This window comes from Paenibacillus sp. GM2FR (assembly GCF_002803325.1).
Classification (GTDB): domain Bacteria; phylum Bacillota; class Bacilli; order Paenibacillales; family Paenibacillaceae; genus Paenibacillus_AQ; species Paenibacillus_AQ lautus.
In genome coordinates this window covers 1570510-1590649 of sequence record NZ_MKZM01000008.1, presented here as the reverse complement: position 1 = coordinate 1590649, position 20140 = coordinate 1570510, and the positions used below count along the sequence as shown (strand labels likewise).

Genomic DNA, 20140 nt, shown 5'->3' with positions numbered 1-20140 from the left:
TATAAGGATGATGCTAATCTTGAATCAAAAAAAGAAAAAACAGGGATGATATCATCCCTGCTAACCCGGTTGTGACATAGTTTATCTTCAACTTTACGACCTAGGTACCGCCTTCCAGATCTCCTTCAAGCTCCAAATAACGATCCCGCAACACACCCAATTCATCCTCCGATGCGTTCCAATAGTTCCGTTGATGGCTCTCCAGCAGAGTTTCCAGCATATGGTGATATGCCGAACGGTTATTGTCCCGCATTTGCTTGCTGCGCTGTTCGTCCGCAACATATTCCTTGTGAACCGATGAGAAAATCCAGGAGTCCACCTGGTTCGTTGTTGCTGCCAGACCGAGCAAATTTTCCGTCCGGTCGGCTATGTTCTGTACACCGTGATATTCATGCTTCAGCAATCCGTCCATCCACTTGGGATTGAGCAAGCGGGTTCGAACGCCTCGCTGTATCGATTTGCGCACTTCCTCCGTTAATGCCTGCTCGCGCGTGGTATCGGTGATATACATTTCCGCTCGACTGCCCTTGACGATCTCAACCGATTTCGCCAGCCCTCCGAAAAATTCGTAATAATGGTCCAAATCCGTAATTTCGTGTTCATGATTGCTCCGGATTTGCGAAACGATATCCACGGCAGCCAAGTTGGACTGATACAGCTCAAGCATTTCCTTGCCTCTGTGGTTGGAACTGTACACATGCTTCAGGCTGCTCATAAATGCCGTCCCAAGCTGCCTTTCCTCTTCCCACTGTTTGGTCTCGATCAGCTTGGTTACAGACGTTCCGTATTCCCCTTCGGCAGGACCGTAAATACGGGCGCATGCCAAGTCCCAAGCCTCGTCGTGCCCGGCGCCGGCATTGCGCAGCTGTCGGTACAGTAACTCCGAGTGCTGTTTAAACCCATTTTGATCCAGCGGCTCCTCCAGCTCGGATACTTCTCTAAAAATGCGATGTAGCGTTGACAGCTGGTCCGGAAACATATCGCGGAAAAATCCGCAGATATGCACGACTACATTGATTCGTGGTCGGTTCAGCTCGGAAAGTGGAATGATTTCATATCCCATATGCATGGAATGTCCCCGTTCCTTGATCCTGACGCCGAGATAAGCCAGAATCTGGCCTAGCGTCTCCCCTTGGGTTCGCGAAGTTTCCAGCCCCCACATCACGAGTGCCGTCGTTTTAGGATATGTCTGATGGGCTTTATAATACAGCTTCAGGGTATTCTCGGCGATTTTCGAACCGCTTGCAGCCGCCGTCCGGCTTGGAATGGATCTCGGATCAAACTGGACCAGATTGTTCCCGGACGGCAAGACCTCCGGATTGCGAATGCTATCGCCGGCTAGACTAACCGGTAAATATGCCCCATCCAGTGCCCGCAGCAGGTTCTTAAGCTCCATATCCGCTTTGGTGGAATGATAAGCCGTTAAGCCAGTATTCCAAATGTCCTTCCAACGTGCCATCATTTCATCCGGCAGCGGCGGAGGCTCTGGGATCATTTCATTTTGAATGAAGGATAACACGGCATTTTCCACACACGCATCCAGTTGTTGCAGTCTTTCAATGTCCCGGTTTTCCAGCAGGTCATCATAATCCCATGCCATGGAAGCTGCAAATACTCTTTGCAGTGAACCAAGCGTTCCCTGATCATGGCTCACAACCATTTTCATATGCCCTGCCGCTTGTTCATGGTCGTAGCCCTCACCGACAACATGCAGGCCGTTCGGGATCATGGATCTTCGAATCCGATACAGCTCGATTTCGAGCTCTTCCAGATCAGCCGTTTCCATCGAAAGCGATGCAGCTTGGTCCTGTATCCTCTTCTTTACGTCGGGAAGACGCATTGGATTCAGCCGTTCCGTTTCCCGGTACTCATGCAGCATCGCTTCAAGCCCGGCATATTCGCCATATAATCCACTTGTCGCGAAGGGCGGGGATTGATAGCCGATCAAGGCCGCATGCGATCTTCGCTTCGCAATCATTGCCTCGGACGGATTGCCAACATAATACGCATAAAAATGCGGAAGATCTTGAATTAGGGCATCCGGCAAACAATCACCGGACATTCCGCTCTCTTTCCCCTCTAGAAACTCAATGGTACCGTGGGTTCCCACATGCAGGATGGCATCCGCCTTGAATTCGTCCCGAATGTATTGATAAAAGGCTAAATACTGATGGTGCGGAAGGAGGCTCTTATCATGATAAGCAGCCTCGGGATGCTCGTGAACGCCCCGGCTGGGCTGAACCCCGATAAACAGGTTTCCGGTGAGCAAACCAGGGATTTTGAATGCGCCATCCTCCGTTGTCATGATATTGCCCGGCGCCTCACCCCACTGCGAAATAAGCGCGTTCCTTCGATTGGCAAACACCTTATTATTCTGCTCATAGGCCTTATTGTCGAACTTAGGAAGCTCAACGGACCAACGCTCGTCCGTCCAGACTCCGGAATTGACTGCTCCCTCCCGAATGAAGCGCTCCCTTAATTCAGCTCCGGTAAAAACCTCTGTCGTGTATCCGTGATCTTTCATCGCTGTCGCGATTCGGGATATGGATTCGAACGTATCCAGAAACGATGCCTGAAATAAATGCCCCTCCCCGGGAGGATAGTTATAGCCGATGATGGCAATACGCTTTTCGGATGGCTGCTTGGTTCGAAGGTCCAGATATCGCTTAACCCGGCTGATCAATCGCTGCGCTCGTTCCTCTATGACCTGCAGTTCCTTCGTATGCAGCTGCATTTCCTCATCGTATTCACGGCCGGATAATGCGGCAACCGGAAGCATGTCGATGCTCCCGTCAAGTTCGGGCAGCATCATTTGGACCAAAAATTCGGAAGGCGATAAACCCTGCAGCGAGCCTTCCCATTCTTCCCGTTCCCTTCGTGTTAAGAAGAACGGATGGAACATCGGCGCTTCAACATCCTTTAATAAGGATAGGATCTCATCGCTCTTCCCTCCGGTTGGTCCCGCGCCAAGCCGAAACGGAACAAAATTTACGATCAGATCGATCTTCCTGCCCTCGGCGCCTCCTTGCATCAGTAAATTTCGCAGCCGTTGGGGATCAACGCGTACCAAGGAAGTGAGTGCGATGGGTAGGACGTTCGCAAATTTTCGAAGGTCCTGTATGATTCCGCCAACGATTTCCCCGGTATGGAGCGGATAGCTGTACCCCATAAAAAGTACGGCTACCGTCGGCACATTGTTCCGAACGGGTGCGAAGGTCTGATACGCCTTCAAAGATTCATACGATCGCTTCAAGAAGGGGTCGTAAATACCTAACGTCTCTAGAACAAAGGGCCGTTCCACCGGTGGCCAATCCGTTACCTTGCCAATGGTTGTAGCGATGTAGCCAAGCATATGCTCCAAATTGTCGATACCTGAATGTCTCCAGTATTCGAGTAAGGTTTGGTAATGCTCAAGATCTTGTCTTTTATCAACCTGAACGAAAGAAGCCGACGGATCCCCCCGATGACCGCTGCCGGCAATATCTTCATAACGCAGCGAGCCCAATCGGAACAAATCTTGAATCCCATCCGCATTTCCTCCTAGAATCACCTGCTCGGCCTCAAGACCTGCACAAAGATCATGAATGCGGGAAAGGGTTAGAGTCGGCGTGCCGTGCGGATCATGAATAATGAACTCCGCTTCTTCTACCTTTGCTTTCAGCCGTTTCCATTCTTCTTCCGATAACGTTCCTTCTATATTAAACACGGATAACGATAGACGACTGCGAAGAGATGCGTCCCATTTCTTATCTAGCTGCGACAAATCCCTCATCGCTGCATGCGATGTCGTCAAAACAGCGATCTTCACTCCTGTCGCCTCCCCTCTATACTTAACGCGATTTCGGTTCATTTCATGGTGGCGCGGACGGCCCTTGCAATCCCTTTGTCATCTATGTGGTCAAGGAATCTGTATTCCGCACCTAAAGCATCAGCCAGTTCTCTCGAACGTCCCAATTTGACAAATCCCTGCTCTGTATCAAGCACCAGACACCGAATCCCGGCAGCGTGGATCAGCTTTGCTGCCTCCAGACATTCGTTCCAAATATCAGCATACGCGGTTAATCCGATGGAGCTTTCATTGGCTCGGCCATCCGTTACGATAATCATGACCGGCAGCGTATCGTTATTTCTGCGTTTCTCCGTATGGAGCACCTTGTACGCATGGACAAGCCCGTCTGCCAGAGGCGTCTTTCCACCTGTGGGAATTTCCCGAAGTTGCTTGGACGCGGCTTCGATGCTGCGCGTTACCGGGAGAATGAGCTCGGCTCCGTTATTTCTGAAGGCGATCATGCCAATTCGATCTCTCTTCTCATAAGCATCCTGCAGCAGAGACAGAATAGCACCTTTGACGGCGGTCATTCGCTTTCGAGCCGCCATGGAGCCGCTGGCGTCAACAACGAACAGTAAGGTTGCCCCAACCCGATTCTCCCTTTTCTTTTGACGCAAATCATCAAACTCAATGGCAAACGCCACTCCCTTTCTTTTGGTTCGGATCGTCTGATAGGGAGCCGCCGCGCGGATCGTGGCATCAAAAGCCACGTCGGTTCGCAGGTTCCTGCTCGGGTACATATATCCCATAGCTCTGCCTTTCTTCTGGTTGGCCCGGGATTTATTTCGTTTACCCGATCCCTCGTGATCGATCTTACGCATCCCTTCGAGCTGCAACGGCTTAATTTTATACGTTTCGTCAGGCAGGAGAACCCATTCCTCCAAACCCTCTGATACGCGCTGTCGATCATCCGCTTGCTGATCTGTCGTACGGCTATTTGCGTAGTGGCTGGCAGAAGAATCGTTGCCGGGATTATGGGGATTCCATTTTTGTTCAGGACTTTTCTGCGGAGGCATGTGAGAAGAGCGAGCATGATCCTCAAGCGATTGCTCCGGCTGCTTACTGTTACCCTGGTCAGGCGAGCCGCTGCTAGAAGCACGGGGTTTCTCCATTGCATGTCTCATTCTGTGGGGAAGCACAAATTCTGCTATCTCCCGGATGTCGGCCGAAGTGACCTCGGTACGACCATCCCATGCGGCGGCAGCCTTTGCCCCTTCAATGAGACTAAGTTCAGCTCGGGAGCTGCTGATGCCAGCTTCTCTAGCGATGGAGGCTGACAATTGAATCATGTCAGCGCACACCTGGACCTGAGTAAGAGATTGTGCGGAGGCTTCGACGCGAAGACGCAGCGTTTCATCTTGTGGCCGATATCGGTTCTGGAACGCCGATGGATCACGCTCAAACTGAAGACTTCGGCGAATAATTTCTGCTCTAGATATGGGATCGCGGATATCGTCCAACGTAACGCTATAACCAAAATGGTCCAGTAGGGGAGGCGATACGCTGCCTTCATTGGGATCCATAGCTGCAAGCAGCATGAAACGGCTTCTCCGAACCGCGGATACCCCTTCTCTTTGCAGATATATCCAGCCCGTAGACAGCGCGCTGACAATCTCCTTCAAAATCGCTTCAGGTATTAGATTCATATGATCCGCAAGCAGAAGGTGTCCATCGGCATCTTCCAGCAATCCTGAAGCAAGCGCCAGCTTTCCGCTTTTCATGGCGGCTGCCATATCCAAAGCGCCGAGCAACCGGTCCGGCGTAACGTTGACAGGTATGGATATCATTCGTCGCGGCCTGACCAAAGAAGAGGCCGCGTGCAGCAGAGCGCTTTTACCCGACCCGGGATGGCCATTAATGAGAATGCCTCCGATCGCTGGATTGACAAGAAATAGCAGTACCGCTCGTTTGGCCCTCTCTTGGCCCAAAATCGCACTGAATGGGTAAACTGGAGCGGCGCTCTTCAACTCTTCCGTTATCATGACGGTACCCATTCGACTGATGTCAGCATCGCCTGTAATCGCTGTTCAATGCCGCCGGTATCTTCAAACGGCTGCCGTCTCATGCGATGAGGCAAAACCAAGTACGCCGCTTCTTGCATATGCTCCTTGCTTACAGTCCCCTTCCCTTGCCAGGCAGCCAGGGTAACCGCTGTTTTGATAAGGGTGATGTCGGAACGGTGTCCTTCCACCTCCAGTGCAATGCCGATTTTCGCTGCCAGCTCGAGCACATCGTCCGAGATCGGGATATGGTCCAGACGGTCCCGGGCTTGTAGGATCTGGTTCAACACCCGCTTCTGCTCCGGCTCATATCGCGCAGCAAATGCAGCAGGGTCACGTTCATATTCCAATCGTCTGCGGATTACAAGCGCGCGCTCTTGAACGTCCCTTTCCCCGCTGATCTCCACCGACAGCGCAAAACGGTCCAATAGCTGCGGACGCAGGTCCCCTTCTTCGGGATTCATCGTCCCTACCAAAAGGAACCGTGACGGATGAGAATAGGAGATGCCTTCTCGCTCAACGGTATTAACCCCCATGGCAGCTGCATCCAAAAGCACATCCACAATATGATCATCGAGCAGATTAATCTCATCGACGTATAAAATATGGCCGTGGGCCGCAGCCAGCAATCCGGGTTCAAATTTCTTTTCTCCCTGCTTGATCGCATGCTCGATGTCTAAAGCACCGACTACCCGGTCTTCCGTCGCACTCACCGGCAAATTGACAACGTTCAGATCAGGCACAAGCCCCGATAAGGCACGTACTGTGGTTGATTTCGCCGTTCCTTTCTCCCCTCGAATCAGAACGCCCCCGAGCTTCGGATTCACGACATTCAGAACGAGAGCCAGCTTCATTCTGGATTGGCCGACAATGGCTGTAAAGGGATATTGCTGATCTATATGTTCCATTGCGTTCGCCTCCTTATTTCTTGATTAATCCGGTAATCCGGCAAATGGGCTTGTCACGAGCCGGGTCGGTTTCCACGGAAGCTTCAACACCGAACACCCTGCCCAGCAGATCCGGCGTCAAGACCTCGGATGGTGAGCCATAGCCTTCCACCTTTCCTGATTTCATCGCCAGGATATAGTCCGAGTAGATCGAAGCGTGATTCATATCATGCAGAACCATGATGACGGTCATCTTTAATTGTTGATTCAATCCCCGTACCAGCTCCAAAATCTCCAACTGATGGGCAATGTCCAGATAAGTGGTCGGCTCGTCCAGAAGCAGCACGCCGGGCTGCTGAGCCAGAGCCATGGCAATCCACGCCCTCTGTCTTTCCCCGCCAGACAGCGTATGCAGAAGTCGATCCTCATAAGGCGTAAGAGCGGTTGCCTTCAATGCCCAATCCGTGATCTCACGGTCCCTGGCGCTAACATGATTCCAGTAAGGCTGGTGCGGCGTTCTTCCGTATCCGACCAATTCCTTCACGGTGATTTCAATGGGCTCTTGCGATTGGGCCATATAGGACAGCTGCCTGGCCACATCCTTCCCGTTCAACTCGGATAACGCCTTGCTATCAAGCAGAACCTGCCCTCCTGCGGGCTTCAGCTGGCGCGCAAGTGCTTTAAGCAATGTGCTCTTTCCGCATCCGTTCGGCCCGATAATGCTATATACGGATCCCGCCTCAAAGGAGATGTCCAGATGTTGAATGATAAACTTATCCTGATATTTCAGCGAAAGATCGCGAGTCTCCATACGTGTCATGCTTTCCTCCTCCTTAACAGATAAAGGAAAAAGGGTGCGCCTAACACCCCCATGATGATTCCAACCGGAAGCTCAATCGGCGTGAACATCATTCTTGCCAGCGTGTCGCAAAACGTCAGGACGGCAGCGCCTAGCAAAGCAGAGGACGGGATGAGAATCCGGTAATCTCCGCCAACAAGCAGCTTGGCGATGTGTGGAATGATCAGCCCAACGAATCCAAGCAAGCCCGCGATGCTGACGGCGCTGGCTGCGAGCAGCGTGGCTATTGCGGTTATCAATAAACGGGACAGTTCTACCCGCGTCCCCAAATTCCGTGCGTTGACGTCACCCAGCATCATAATATTCATCTGCTTGGAGAAGATCATCGCCAGGAGAAGGCCGATAAGCGAGTATGGCAGTATGGTCGAGAGATCCGGCCAGCTTTTGGCGGCAAGCCCGCCGACCATGAAGATCAGGGCACCATGCACCCGATCGCTGTAAAAGGTAAGCATCGCCGAAATCCCGGATCCAAGAAAGGCTGAGACAGCCACCCCGGACAGAACGATTCGCAGAGGGCTTACGCCATCCTTCCATGACAAGAGATAGATAATGAACGCGGCGAGTGTCGCTCCAAGAAATGCTGCGGGCGTCAGTAAGTAATCATACTGCGGTACAACCACAAGCAGGAAAATCCCGAATAATCCGGCTCCGCTGGAGACCCCGATAATATGGGGGTCAGCCAGAGGATTGCGCATGACGCCTTGCAATAGCGCCCCGGAGACCGCCAGGTTCGCGCCTACAAGCATCGCAACAAGCGTCCGCGGAAGCCGGATGTTCCAGATAATATCCCGATTCATCCCAGGCAGTTCATGATGCAGGATACCCGTGATAATGTCCCGAAGCGGAATCATGACGGCCCCTGTAGCTATACTGATCAAGCACGCCGAAACTGCGGCGATCGTGAAAATAATGATCAGGGATACATGACGGACCCTTTTATTCACCATCACCGAAAATCTCCGGATACACCAGCTTGGCTAAATACGCCAAAGACTCATCATAGTGAAGCCCCGGATTGGTAAGAAACAGATCGGATGGTACGACAATGACGTGCTGCTTCTTGACGGCACCGATGGAGGCCCATGCCGGATTGTTCTCAAGCTCCTCTTTAATCTTCTTCTCGCCAACGGTCTTTTGTCCGTGGATAATCAAAAAGATATAATCCGGATTCTGCTTCACAAGCGTCTCCATGCTGTAAGGCGTCGTGGTTGGACTGTTAGGCGACGATTCCAGATTCTCGGCAGCGTTGGTCAGACCCAACATCTTCGCAATTTCGAGACCCGATGTGCCATTCTTCTGAATCGAAATGCCACCCGGCGTGACATTCAGATTGATAAAGGTACGATCCTCATCCGGCAATTTTGCCAGTATTTCGTTTACCTGCACATCCAGGGCTTCAAGCTTTTCCGGGAGCTGCTCTTCCGTACCCGCTATCTTCGCCATCCATTCGGCTTTGGACTTCATATCCTCATAGCTGGACAGACTCATCAAGGCTACAGGAATCCCGCTGCTCTCGAGCGATTGTACAAGCTCTTTATGAAACCGTACCTGCCCGATAACCAGATCGGGTCTGAGCGCTACAACTTGTTCCAGGTTGATCTGGCTGACGCTGCCAACGGACGATATCGCTTCAGCCTGTTCAGGAATCGAAACGCCGGTAGCCTCCATCCGTCCTACTGCCTCTCCGCCGACCTCGTATAATAGATCAAGGAATTCGGGCGATAGCACGACGATGCGCTCAGGCTGCTGCTGAAGCGTAATAGTGCGATCCGTCGCATCCTGGAATGTTATGTAATCTTCCTGAACTGCGGAAGTATCGGTATCGGACGGTACCGGTATTGATGCATTGTCACTTTGCTTGGTTTCCGGACTGCTGGAAGTCTCATTCCCCCCACAAGCTGACATGATGAATGCGAAGAATAAGAGAAATGAACTGACAGCTACGACATAAGCTGTTTTCTTGCGTTGGTTGAATCTGAAGTACATGGATTTACTTCCCCTCCCGATGATAAGTTTGTCTCTAAGCTACCAATCTTGCGTTTGGTCTTCAGAGGTAATATTATTCGTAATTATTACGATTAACAAAATATACTCTATCCCGATTATACGTTTATGTCAATCATTTTCAGAAAATCGTAATCATTCTTATTAGTTTAGGTCATGAACTGATATCGAGAAGAAAAACGTCTATCGACGTACATTCTATAAGTAGACAGACCGCGTTTAGCTGAAGCTTTTCTTGCGAGTTAAGGATGGTTACGCCCCCGAAGTTATACTTTCTTAATTCATAAAAAAAAGCCGCCAAAATGGCGACTTCGCAAGTGTGTTTAATTTGTGCGGTCAGCAGCGCCACGGCGCTTCAGGCTCGACATTATTTAATAAAATCAACCATAGGATAGTCTGCAGACGGGGAGTCCAGCAGTGGCTGTGGAGCACCCTTTAAATGGAAATCGAAAAAGGCAGCGACATAATCTCGATGGGCAGCGATCGTCTGCTGTGGGTCAGCTGTTCCGATAAACTGCTGGACAACTCGCGGCGAAAGACTTAGCTTCTCTTGAAGCTGTGGGAGAAGCGACTGATAATCTGTAAACGTATAATGTGCTCCCTCGGGTATGCTTAAATCGAGCTTCCACCCGGTCGAATGCTGCCAGAACGATTGACGGTCCATCGCGGTAAGATGGGAATCGACCTCGCCCTCCTTATTGTAGCCTGAATTCATGAGCATGAACGGGCGATCCAATCCGTGCTGCGCCACCGGCAGCGGGTTATCGGGCATGTGGCCCATCGTTCCATCCATATCGATGCCTGCGTCAACCCGGTCATCCTCATACATCACCTGAGCAGCGGTAGCCCCGCCGGCGGAATGTCCGAATATTCCGATCTTTGACAGGTTCCATGTTGTTTGAAGTCCAGCGGGTAAAGGTTGATCGCCTGGATGACGGCCTTCCTTAATGAGTTCAAGTTGGTCCAACACATATTGGATATCATCCACTCTTACCTCTAGCATCTTCAGTATCACTTCTGCGCTGAAAGACGGTAATAACTCGGTTGCCACACGTCCATCGGGAAATTGGACCGCAGAGGCTTCATACGTATGATCGACGGCAACAACCACATAACCTCTGCTGGCCAAATCTTCAACTACAGCCGTCCCGAAGTTTCTTGGAACAGATCCTCCAGGTGTGTAGATGAGGATAGGCCACCCCTCACTGTTGTTCACTGGAGGTGCATTCACCCAAGAATGTGTCCCGATACCGGATAGATCGACCCTCCCCGGATCCACTCCGATCGTTGAAATCGTGTTTTCATCGTAATACTTTGCTGCCCCGGGCTGCATGTACAAAGCCTTCTGCTCGCTTTTCCCCGAAGCAGGGTACCATATGCTGACCATCAGCTCCCTGTCTCTATCCTGTTTCCATGGGTCCACCCTGTTGTCATCCTTGAAGTGCATCTCCATCGTCCCCACAGAATAATCTCCAGTAGGTTTCGGAAGCTGTAACTGGATTTTCTCTGCCTGCCCCCTCTCATCCTGCGTTGTCGGGGTTTCCGTGCTTAAGAATATGCCAATCAGAACCAGTAGACAGACCATGATTGCAATAGCCGCAATTCTTACCACGGGGGCCGCTTTTCCATGGACGATCCTGCTGATGGAGTTGACCGTGAGCACATAATAAACCGAATAGATCAGGACAAACACAGCGACGCAGATCAGGATGGGCAGCATGAGACTGGCGCCTGCCATATTGCTGAATAACCTTTTCAACAATTGCAGGATGACCATGTAGTGAGCAAGCCCGATCGCGAGCGGCAGAGCAAAAATGAAGGCGTTCTGTTTGATAATGGCCATGCTGATTTCTTTTCCGCTTACGCCGATTTTTTTAAGAATATCGAACCGAGGTTTGTCTGCCGCCGCTTCGGTCAATTGCTTGAAATAGATCATGCTTCCTGTCGCCATGACAAAAACGAGCCCGAGAAATCCCAATATAAACACATTAAAGGCCGCTTCTTCGATTCCTAGCCGGTATTCGGAATAAAAAGAAGACAAGTTCGATTCCGGTGTCTTCAGCGCCGCGAGCGCATCGGCCGTGTGCTTCGTCGTCTTCTGTTCCTGCACGGCATAACCGACATAGCGGGTCGGCGAAACTTGCGCCTCGATGTTGTCGTACGTGCCGTTACTTACAACAATCATCACATCCGGATAACTCCAATGGATGATTCGTTCTTCGGTCATCCCCGCAAAAGCAAGGGTTATCCGTTGATCAGGCAATTCGATGTCGATCGTTTCGCCTTCATAATCCGACCATTCATAGTCCGTATACATGGGCCGGATCGCAACAGCTTCATCCTGTTCGATCGAATCCATTTTCGGGAGACGCAGTGCCTTGGCCACCTGGTTGTATTGATCGATTGAAACCACTTTGAGCGGGGTATTATCTGCTTCGATCATTCTCTCCGGAAAGATCTCGGGATCGGAAGCCTCCCCTTTCGTCTCCAGCACCGGAATCGTCATTTGCGCTATAATCGGATGCGCTTCATCCCCGCGTATGACATCGTCTACCTTCTGATTAAAGGCATGGTCCTGGGCAATATACATGTAGCTAAACGGTGCTGTGAGCTTCGATGTTTTGTCAAAAGTGAAATACGCACCTAATCCGACGCTGAAGGCGCACAAAGCCGCAGCGGATAACAGGGAAATGACGCTTAACAAACGAGCGTTTCCTTTAATCCGGTACACCAAATTAGAGGTGATGACCAGATTCATGCCTTTATAGTAACTTCGTTTTCTCTTCTTGGCGGTTCTTAACAAGACAATGACCAAGGAGGAAAAGAGCAGAATCGTTCCAGCTACAATACCGACGGTCATCACGCTCAGATTGACTAGGATTTCTTCGGTGACGGAAAAATCGCGGAAGGCGAATCCGTATCCCGCAGCCAGACAGAGGACTGCACCCACCGTCGAGAGAAATGACGCTTTCGGTTCCTGCTCCCCTTCCTGCTCCGCGCGAAACAATTCGATGAGTTTAAAGCTGTAGATCAATCGATAGCCTTGGATCGATGTCGCCAAAATAATCACCATGAACACGATGAGCGTATGAACCAGCGCGCGAAGGGAGAAAGCCATGCCTACCTGTACCGGTGTCCCCAGCAGCTTGATTAATATCATGGCAAACAGCTTGGACAACAATGTGCCGATCATGATTCCTATGATTAAAACCGTCACCCCAATGATCAGGTTTTCATAAAACAGCATTTTTCCGATCTTTTTTTTGGGCAAACCAAGTAACGCGTACAAGCCTACTTCCTTTTTACGCTGTCTCGAAAAAAAACGGTTGGAGTAAAGAATAAAGACGGCAACAAACACAATCAATAGGATGGACGCTATCATGAAAACGGATTGCATGCTCTGCGACGATTCGATTGAACTCGCAATTTCTTGGCTGTATTGCAAAGAAAGAAACGTATAATAGATGATGACGCTGAACAGGATGGAAATGAAATAGATCGAGTAGTTTTTGAAGTTCCCTTTCATGTTCTTTTTCACGATGTCAAACAAGGTCACTTGCATTCCCTCCCAGAGCGGTCAATACATCCAATATTTTTTTGAAAAAGTGTTTGCGGGATGTTTCGCCTTTCGTCAGTTCCGTGAAAATGCGACCGTCCTTAATAAACAGCACGCGCTTGCAATAGCTTGCCGCAAACGTGTCATGAGTGACCATCAGAATCGTTGCCTGATCATATTCATTCAGATCCTTCAGGCTCTCCAGCAGGTCGGTCGCCGATTTCGAGTCCAGAGCGCCGGTCGGCTCATCGGCCAGCAGCAGGCTGGGACCGGATATCATGGCGCGTGAAGCCGCCGTCCGCTGTTTTTGACCTCCGGAAATCTGATACGGGTATTTGTCCAAAATCGGGGTGATGCCGAATTTGTCCGCGATCTCCCCCACCCTCTGCTCCAGTTCTTTGACATCCATCCTGGCCAGCGCCAAGGGCAGCAAGATGTTCTCCTTCACCGTTAAAGTGTCCAGCAAATTGTAATCTTGAAAAATGAATCCCAGTTTATCCCGGCGAAAAGCGGATAGTTGTTCCTCATCCATCTTCAGCACGTCGACCCCGTCAACGACAACGTCTCCGGAGGTAGGCTGATCGATCGTAGCAATCACATGGAGCAACGTCGATTTGCCTGCGCCCGACGGCCCCATGATCCCCACGAACTCTCCCTCCTGCACGGTCAAATCGATATCATCCAAGGCGGTATAGACATTTCCTTTCACGCCATAAACCTTTCGTACCTGAGCCGCGTTCACTACCATTTTCATGTTGATCTATCCTTCCTGGTTATCAATATGAAACAATATCAGCACGATTTCGAAATCATGATTTCTTATCCTAATCTTAATACAGGTCACCTTTACTTTAGCTTACAACTTCCCCCTCTACCTTACATTCCTGTCACATTAGACAAAGGAAGCAGCCCCGGAAACTTGCTTGTCTGCCGCGGGAAGATCGTATACAATGTGTTTAATTTGCCGCTAGTAACGCCCGGGAGGATCGTTTATGAAAATTATGATCGTAGAGGATGACCCGACCATTCGCGGGATGATCCAGTTAGCATTGTCTAAATGGAGCCTGGAAACGGTCATCGTCGAAAACTTTGACCATGTTGCACAGTGCTTTATTCATGACCAGCCCCATCTTGTGATCATGGATATCAACTTGCCATCGTATGATGGATTTTACTGGTGTCAAAAAATTAGGGACATCTCCAATGTACCGGTGCTCTTTCTCTCGTCCCGCGATTCGCCCATGGATGTTGTCATGTCGGTGAATATGGGCGGGGACGATTATATTCAGAAGCCGTTCCATATGGATGTGTTGACCGCTAAAGTCAATGCGCTGCTGCGCCGAACGTATTCCTATTCGGACCTGCTTTCCAATGTGTTCGAGCATGAGGGGGTCATGTTCCTTCCGGACAAAGGGATGCTCACTTATGAAACCGAACAAGCGGAGCTTACCAAAACCGAAGTCAGTATATTGAAGATTCTGATGCAGCAGAAAGGAACCGTTGTAGACCGCAAGAAAATCATGCGTCATCTTTGGCAGGATGAAAGCTTCGTGGACGAAAACACGTTAACCGTCAACATCGTCCGCTTGCGCAAAAAACTGGCCGGCATCGGCAAGGAAAACTGGATTGTGACCAAGAAAGGGCAAGGTTATATGATCCCATGAGTTTCATTCAATACATAAAGGACAAACGTTATTTTTTGTTGCTGTACGCGGGGATGATGGGCTTTATTTCAATGATCCTTGCCCTGTCGGTCGCCCCGGGTCAAGTCGCAGGCAGCATTCTGTATATTCAAATCGTTTGTTTTGCCTTCACCACAGCCTACTTACTGATTGGCTATGCTTATCGCAGATCCTATTACCGCAAGCTGCAGGAGCTGATCGATCTTGACCGCGAAGATTGGCCTGTCGCTGCCCCTGAACCGCAAAATTCGCAGCAACGGCTGTACCTTGAGCTTTTTGCCAAATTGCGCCGTCAACATGAACGAGACCTCCGGAAACTCAATGAAGAGAAAATAGATCACCAGGAATTTATCATGTCCTGGATTCATGAGGTAAAGCTGCCGATTGCAGCAAGTCGTCTGCTCATGGAAAACAGCACGGGGGAAACGGCAGATTCCCTTGCCGATAAGCTAGAGGATGAACTGGATAAAATAGAAAATTACGTGGAGCAGGCACTGTACTATTCTAGAATCGATTCGTTCTCCAAGGATTATTTCATCACGGAAGAACCGTTAGACTCGATCATTAAAACCTGCGCGAAAAAATTCGCCAAAACCTTCATCAATAAACAGATTCGGATACAGATGGAGGACTTTCGGCAAACCATCCATACCGACCGCAAATGGCTCGGATTCATCCTGGATCAAATCGTTGCAAATGCGTTGAAATATACGGACGAAGGCGGGAACATTACATTCACGGTCGAAGAAGACCGTAAAGAAAAACGCTTGAACATTGTAGATACCGGGATCGGGGTCCAGCCGGAGGATCTTCATCGCGTCTTTGAGAAAGGATTTACCGGATCTATCGGAAGAAGCCATCCCAAATCGACCGGCATGGGACTATACCTTGCAAATCAATTGGCGCATAAGCTGGGTCATAATTTGTCTATCCAGTCGGAGGCAGGAACGTATACAAAGGTCACAATCCATTTTCCTAAAACGGATACGTATCACAGCTTGCTGTAACCGTTTGAACCTGCACATGAATGTATATCAATAAACCAAAAAAAGTCGCCCTAAATGGCGACTTTTTTACCTTTTATAATCGGATGCCCACATCACTAAGCAGTATGGTTCCCCGCTCGTTCAGGTTGAACTCCATACGGATCTTGTTTAACTGCTCCGGATTGAAATCCGGATTCATTTTGTAGAAATCGCCTAGCTGAAAATCATAGCTTTGAAATACGGGTTCCGAGGTATTCCCTGCTTTAGAAAATGGCCATTTCAGCAGTTTACCTTCAATGACAGGCGGCAGTTTGGATATATGGCTAAGGGGAAGACTTGCCTGATGGCCCTTCTTGTCTTCGACGGTAATCGTAAAATTGATAAACTCTTTCGGGTTGCCGTTTTCCTCTTTCCTGCGGGCATCCGCAAGCGAAAATACGATGGAGCTTTCCTTCCCTGTTTTTGCCCCCTGATCCGGCAAAGTAACGGTATAGGATGCCGGTTCAGTCGATCCGTTTGAATTCCAGCCTAAGCGAACCGCACTGTAAGCCGCTTCACCCATTTTGACCTTCACCTTTTCCTCCCTCCATTGCTGGAGGTTCTCGCCCATCAGGCTGCCACCGGGAATCGTGGTGCTCTGTAAATCAATATCTTCTTGATAATCCGCGAGTAAGATCGTTTGCGAACCGTAATAATTGCCGATGTACAGGGTATCGGGGAGCCATTCTTTGGCATAACCCAAATCTCTGAACACCTCGCGATATTGCCGCTGGTCCTTCAGCGTGGCATCCAGAAAAGAAGATATGAACACTTTTGCAATCGTTTCCTGTTCATCCCGTTGCATAATTTGACGCAGGTTAAACAGTTGGTTCCCCATGCCTGCCAGATCCCCTCTGCCCCAGCCTCCGTTAAACTGGCCGTGGTTAGCTCCATAAATATAGACCAGCGATTTCATGTAATTTGTGCCCTTAGTATAACGAATCCGGTGATATTGCTTCGCGCTGTCCAGGCTGTTGACATCCATATCATGAGCTCCATGCAAAGCCAGATAATTCACGTCCTGCAGCGGCAGCGGTTTGCCTTGAGGTTTATACTGCCCGTCCGTGCCCGCTATGGAAATGAGCGAGCGGATCGAGAAGTTATAGTCAAACTTGACATGGCCGTGATCTGGGTGATTGCCGAGTTTGTTGAAGGCAGCCGCAATCGCGATCGCTTCCCCACCTCTGGAATGCCCGATGAGGGCGATTCGTTCCATATCGACCTTTTGATAAAACGGGTGGTCCGGTTCACTGTTCCAGCCTTTCCAGGTTTTCAAATGCTCCAGCAGCAGCAAGCCTCTTGCCGGATTTTCATTCTGCGGCGGGCTGATCAGGAAAAGATCTTCATAAGGGGAAACATTAAGAAAATTTTCATCCACGGAGACGAAAATATACCCTTTGCTCGCCATCAGTTTGCCCAGGTATTCATAACCCGGATCGGAGTAATCGTTCATTAAGTGGTTTCCATGTACAATCAGGACAAGCGGAAAGGTGCCTTCCCCTTCGGGATACCACACTTTACCGTTTAACGGCATGGCATCCGGTCCGAATCCAAGCGATTTCGTTCGCACAGAAGACCATTTGGCCACAAACTCGGAGGCATCCACCGTTTTGGTAGCCAGGGATCCGCTTTGGTTAAACTCTTTCCTGTAGTTGTCGGGGCTTCCGTATAACAGGCCCTTGACGGAATACTCGCCTTCTTCGGCAGGGTTTTTCATCGAGGCGCCATCATATCGGGCTGAAGTCTTCAGCTGTTTCAAGGTCACGTCCGGAGCGGCTTCATCCCCGGCCCGAATCAACCAGAAGCTGCCAGCTCCGATCACGACAGTGATCAGGGACAAACAGGCCACGGCGCCGATCTTCCTAGTGTTGGACGCTTGCTTGTAGCTTCCCGTTGCAAATTTATAAACCAATGCACCAAACATAGAAAAAACAACGGCAAACAACACGATGAAAACGACCGATACTTCCAGCGGCCCAATGAAACAGAATAAAAGCATGATCAGGGAGTTCAGCAACACCCAAATATAACGGCTTGGCAGTTTCTTGACTCCGTGCAGCAATAATGCAGCCAGGCCGCTTATAAGCGCTGCCGCTAAGACAAACAGGAATGTACCCACGATGAATTTACCGAAACCATGCCCCGTCAATAGATAATTGGCCTGTATCATAATCAGGGTAAAGGCGATGGCGCCAAGCCCCAGTGACGCACCCTTCCATGCAGGGGATAACGGCACCCGGCGCTTCCGGTTTGCAATGATTCCTCGAAAAAAGGTACCGCCCTTCTCAAATTCTTTCTCTTTTTGTGTTTCCAATCTCTCCAGTCCTCCTGTATACCCTTATCGTTATTGGTTCTACTTCTGAGGTTACCGGATCATTATTTCTCTGCACTTTCCCGAACCTTTCAGTAATCTTACAAATCATCGGGCAGAAAAAGAATGAATTTCGTTTGCCCGTTCGTGGTCAGCGTGATGTTACCCCCATGTTTTTCTACCACTTGTTTGGCAATGGCAAGACCTAGACCCGTACCCCCATCGCTTTTACGGGCTTGGTCTCCGCGGACAAAGGCATCAAAAATCGTTTCCTTCATAACATCCGGAATTCCGATGCCATCGTCTGAAACGTGAATTTCGACTCCATTTCCCCTCGTTGCCAATTTCAATCCAACGGTTGTGCCAGGCGGGTTGTATTGGATGGCATTGGACAGAATATTGGAAACCGCCCGGTATAACCAGGTCGCGTTGAAGGGGACGATGATTACACGATCGGGAATATCATACTGGAATAGAAACTTTTTTTCTTCAAAAACCTCGTAATACTCGGCTGCGATTTCCCTCATAAATTCCGTAAGGTCGGATGCCTCAACGGCAAAAGGATAGTCGGGACTATCCAGCTTGGACAGTTCGAAGATGCCGTCAATCAACTCCGACATCAGACTGGCTTTGTCGGAGATCATACGCAGGATTTGCCGCCTTCTCTCCTCCGAATCAACGAGCCCCACTTCCATCGCTTCGATATAACCCTTAATGGTGGTCATCGGTGTCTTCAGGTCATGGGAAATGTCGATCAGCATGCGCTGCTTGCTCTCCGCAAGCTCCCGATTTTCCTTCTCCATCCGTTCAAGGCGTTCCGCCATATCATTAAAATCTTCCTGGATTTGCGCCAGTTCGTAACTCGCTTGAAAATTTAATCTTTGGTGGTAGTGCCCACGAGCGATGTTTCGGATGCCGTCCGTAATCGATCGAAGCGGGGTTGTGAGCCGGGAAGCCGTCCATCTTCCGAATGCGTACACGGTGATCGCAAACAAAGCGAGAAACAGAAGCAGGGTTTGAAGAGCCATTCTATAAAACACCAACTCGTGCTGATCGCTGGCGACGTCAAGCACGGCGGTAGGAGTGCCAAGGGCGGTATCCTCTGCCTTGATCTGTCCGGATATATCCATAAAATAATTCAAGATTTGCGCATTTAATATATACAGAGAAGCCGCAGCGATGAGTGCTAAGGTAACAAAAAAATAAATATATTGGCGAATCAGCGAACGCTGCAGGCGATTAGGGGGTTTCATGGCTGCAACTCATCTTTCTTCGCAAATCGGTAACCGAGTCCGCGAATGGTCTTGATATAGACAGGCTTCCTCGGACAAACTTCGATTTTATCGCGCAGCCTGCTGATTTGTACCATGACGGCGTTATCGTCAGCCAGATAATGCACGTCCCAGGCTTGTTCGAAAATTTGCTTTTTCGTAAATACGCGCCCCGGTTCCCCCATAAACAATTTTAACAATTTGTACTCAATAGCGCTGAGTGAAATCGGTGTTCCCTTGATGTACAACATGCATTCGCGGTGATTCAGCAGCAAGTCCCCGACGCAGGTTTCGGATAACGGCAGAGCTTCCGAAGGCTCGTTGAACTCATAGAAACGTCGTAACTGGGCCTGAATTCTCGCCATCACTTCAAGCGGACTGAACGGCTTGGACACATAATCGTCAGCCCCCAGCTTGAGCCCGGTTATTTTATCAAGTTCCTGATTTTTGGCCGAAATGAGAATGACCGGGATTTTGTAATCCTGCCGCATCATGCGGAGCAGCTGGAATCCGTCGATGAACGGCATCATGATATCGAGGAGTGCGAGATCCACATGCTTGCTTTGTAGATGCTCCAGGGCTGCTTTCCCGTCGAAAGCCTCCAAAGTCCTATATCCTTCTGCCTCCAGATAAAGTTTAAGCATATCTATAATATCCGGATCATCATCGACAACAAGTATGGTTTTAGGCATAAAAAGCATCCTCCTTCAAGTAGT

The 20140-nt window shown here is 49.8% G+C and carries 13 protein-coding genes; 2 read left to right on the top strand and 11 right to left on the bottom strand.

Annotated features, from left to right (window positions below; genetic code table 11):
* Positions 1 to 100: 100 nt before the first annotated feature.
* The 8 genes from PAEVO_RS07275 to PAEVO_RS07240 all read right to left on the bottom strand — a co-directional run bounded on the left by PAEVO_RS07275 (position 101) and on the right by PAEVO_RS07240 (position 13889).
* Positions 101 to 3808: a cobaltochelatase subunit CobN gene (locus tag PAEVO_RS07275; RefSeq protein ID WP_165789628.1), complete on the bottom strand. Its 3708-nt coding sequence runs from the start codon at positions 3806 to 3808 to the stop codon at positions 101 to 103.
* Between the two features lie 38 nt (positions 3809 to 3846).
* A complete protein-coding gene (locus tag PAEVO_RS07270) occupies positions 3847 to 5811 on the bottom strand; it encodes a VWA domain-containing protein (RefSeq protein WP_100536957.1) in 1965 nt (654 codons plus the stop codon).
* Positions 5808 to 6737: a magnesium chelatase ATPase subunit I gene (locus PAEVO_RS07265; RefSeq protein ID WP_100536956.1), complete on the bottom strand. Its 930-nt coding sequence runs from the start codon at positions 6735 to 6737 to the stop codon at positions 5808 to 5810. The genes PAEVO_RS07270 and PAEVO_RS07265 overlap by 4 nt, the downstream gene beginning before the upstream one ends.
* A gap of 13 nt (positions 6738 to 6750) precedes the next feature.
* A complete protein-coding gene (locus tag PAEVO_RS07260) occupies positions 6751 to 7536 on the bottom strand; it encodes an ABC transporter ATP-binding protein (protein ID WP_100536955.1) in 786 nt (261 codons plus the stop codon).
* Entirely contained in the window at positions 7533 to 8522 is a 990-nt protein-coding gene (locus PAEVO_RS07255; RefSeq protein WP_100536954.1) for a FecCD family ABC transporter permease, read from the bottom strand. Before PAEVO_RS07255 ends, PAEVO_RS07260 begins: the two co-directional genes overlap by 4 nt.
* A complete protein-coding gene (locus tag PAEVO_RS07250; RefSeq protein WP_100536953.1) occupies positions 8512 to 9561 on the bottom strand; it encodes an ABC transporter substrate-binding protein in 1050 nt (349 codons plus the stop codon). Before PAEVO_RS07250 ends, PAEVO_RS07255 begins: the two co-directional genes overlap by 11 nt.
* A gap of 385 nt (positions 9562 to 9946) precedes the next feature.
* Positions 9947 to 13117, bottom strand: coding sequence for an FtsX-like permease family protein (locus tag PAEVO_RS07245; RefSeq protein WP_243390661.1), 3171 nt, complete (start codon positions 13115 to 13117; stop codon positions 9947 to 9949).
* Between the two features lie 4 nt (positions 13118 to 13121).
* Entirely contained in the window at positions 13122 to 13889 is a 768-nt protein-coding gene (locus tag PAEVO_RS07240; RefSeq protein WP_100536951.1) for an ABC transporter ATP-binding protein, read from the bottom strand.
* Positions 13890 to 14127: 238 nt separating this feature from the next.
* Between PAEVO_RS07240 and PAEVO_RS07235 the strand changes: the two genes are divergently transcribed.
* Complete coding sequence (locus PAEVO_RS07235) at positions 14128 to 14799, top strand: response regulator transcription factor (RefSeq protein WP_100536950.1); 672 nt, start codon at positions 14128 to 14130, stop codon at positions 14797 to 14799.
* Positions 14796 to 15824: a sensor histidine kinase gene (locus PAEVO_RS07230; RefSeq protein ID WP_100536949.1), complete on the top strand. Its 1029-nt coding sequence runs from the start codon at positions 14796 to 14798 to the stop codon at positions 15822 to 15824. Before PAEVO_RS07235 ends, PAEVO_RS07230 begins: the two co-directional genes overlap by 4 nt.
* A 73-nt stretch (positions 15825 to 15897) precedes the next feature.
* Here the strand turns inward: PAEVO_RS07230 and bahA are convergent, their stop codons facing one another.
* The 3 genes from bahA to PAEVO_RS07215 form a co-directional block, all read right to left on the bottom strand.
* Positions 15898 to 18156, bottom strand: coding sequence for a bacitracin amidohydrolase BahA (gene bahA / locus PAEVO_RS07225; protein ID WP_100536948.1), 2259 nt, complete (start codon positions 18154 to 18156; stop codon positions 15898 to 15900).
* A gap of 98 nt (positions 18157 to 18254) precedes the next feature.
* Entirely contained in the window at positions 18255 to 19406 is a 1152-nt protein-coding gene (locus tag PAEVO_RS07220; RefSeq protein WP_100536947.1) for a HAMP domain-containing sensor histidine kinase, read from the bottom strand.
* Positions 19403 to 20116, bottom strand: a complete 714-nt coding sequence (locus tag PAEVO_RS07215; protein WP_100536946.1) for a response regulator transcription factor — start codon at positions 20114 to 20116, stop codon at positions 19403 to 19405. Before PAEVO_RS07215 ends, PAEVO_RS07220 begins: the two co-directional genes overlap by 4 nt.
* Between the last annotated feature and the right edge of the window lie 24 nt (positions 20117 to 20140).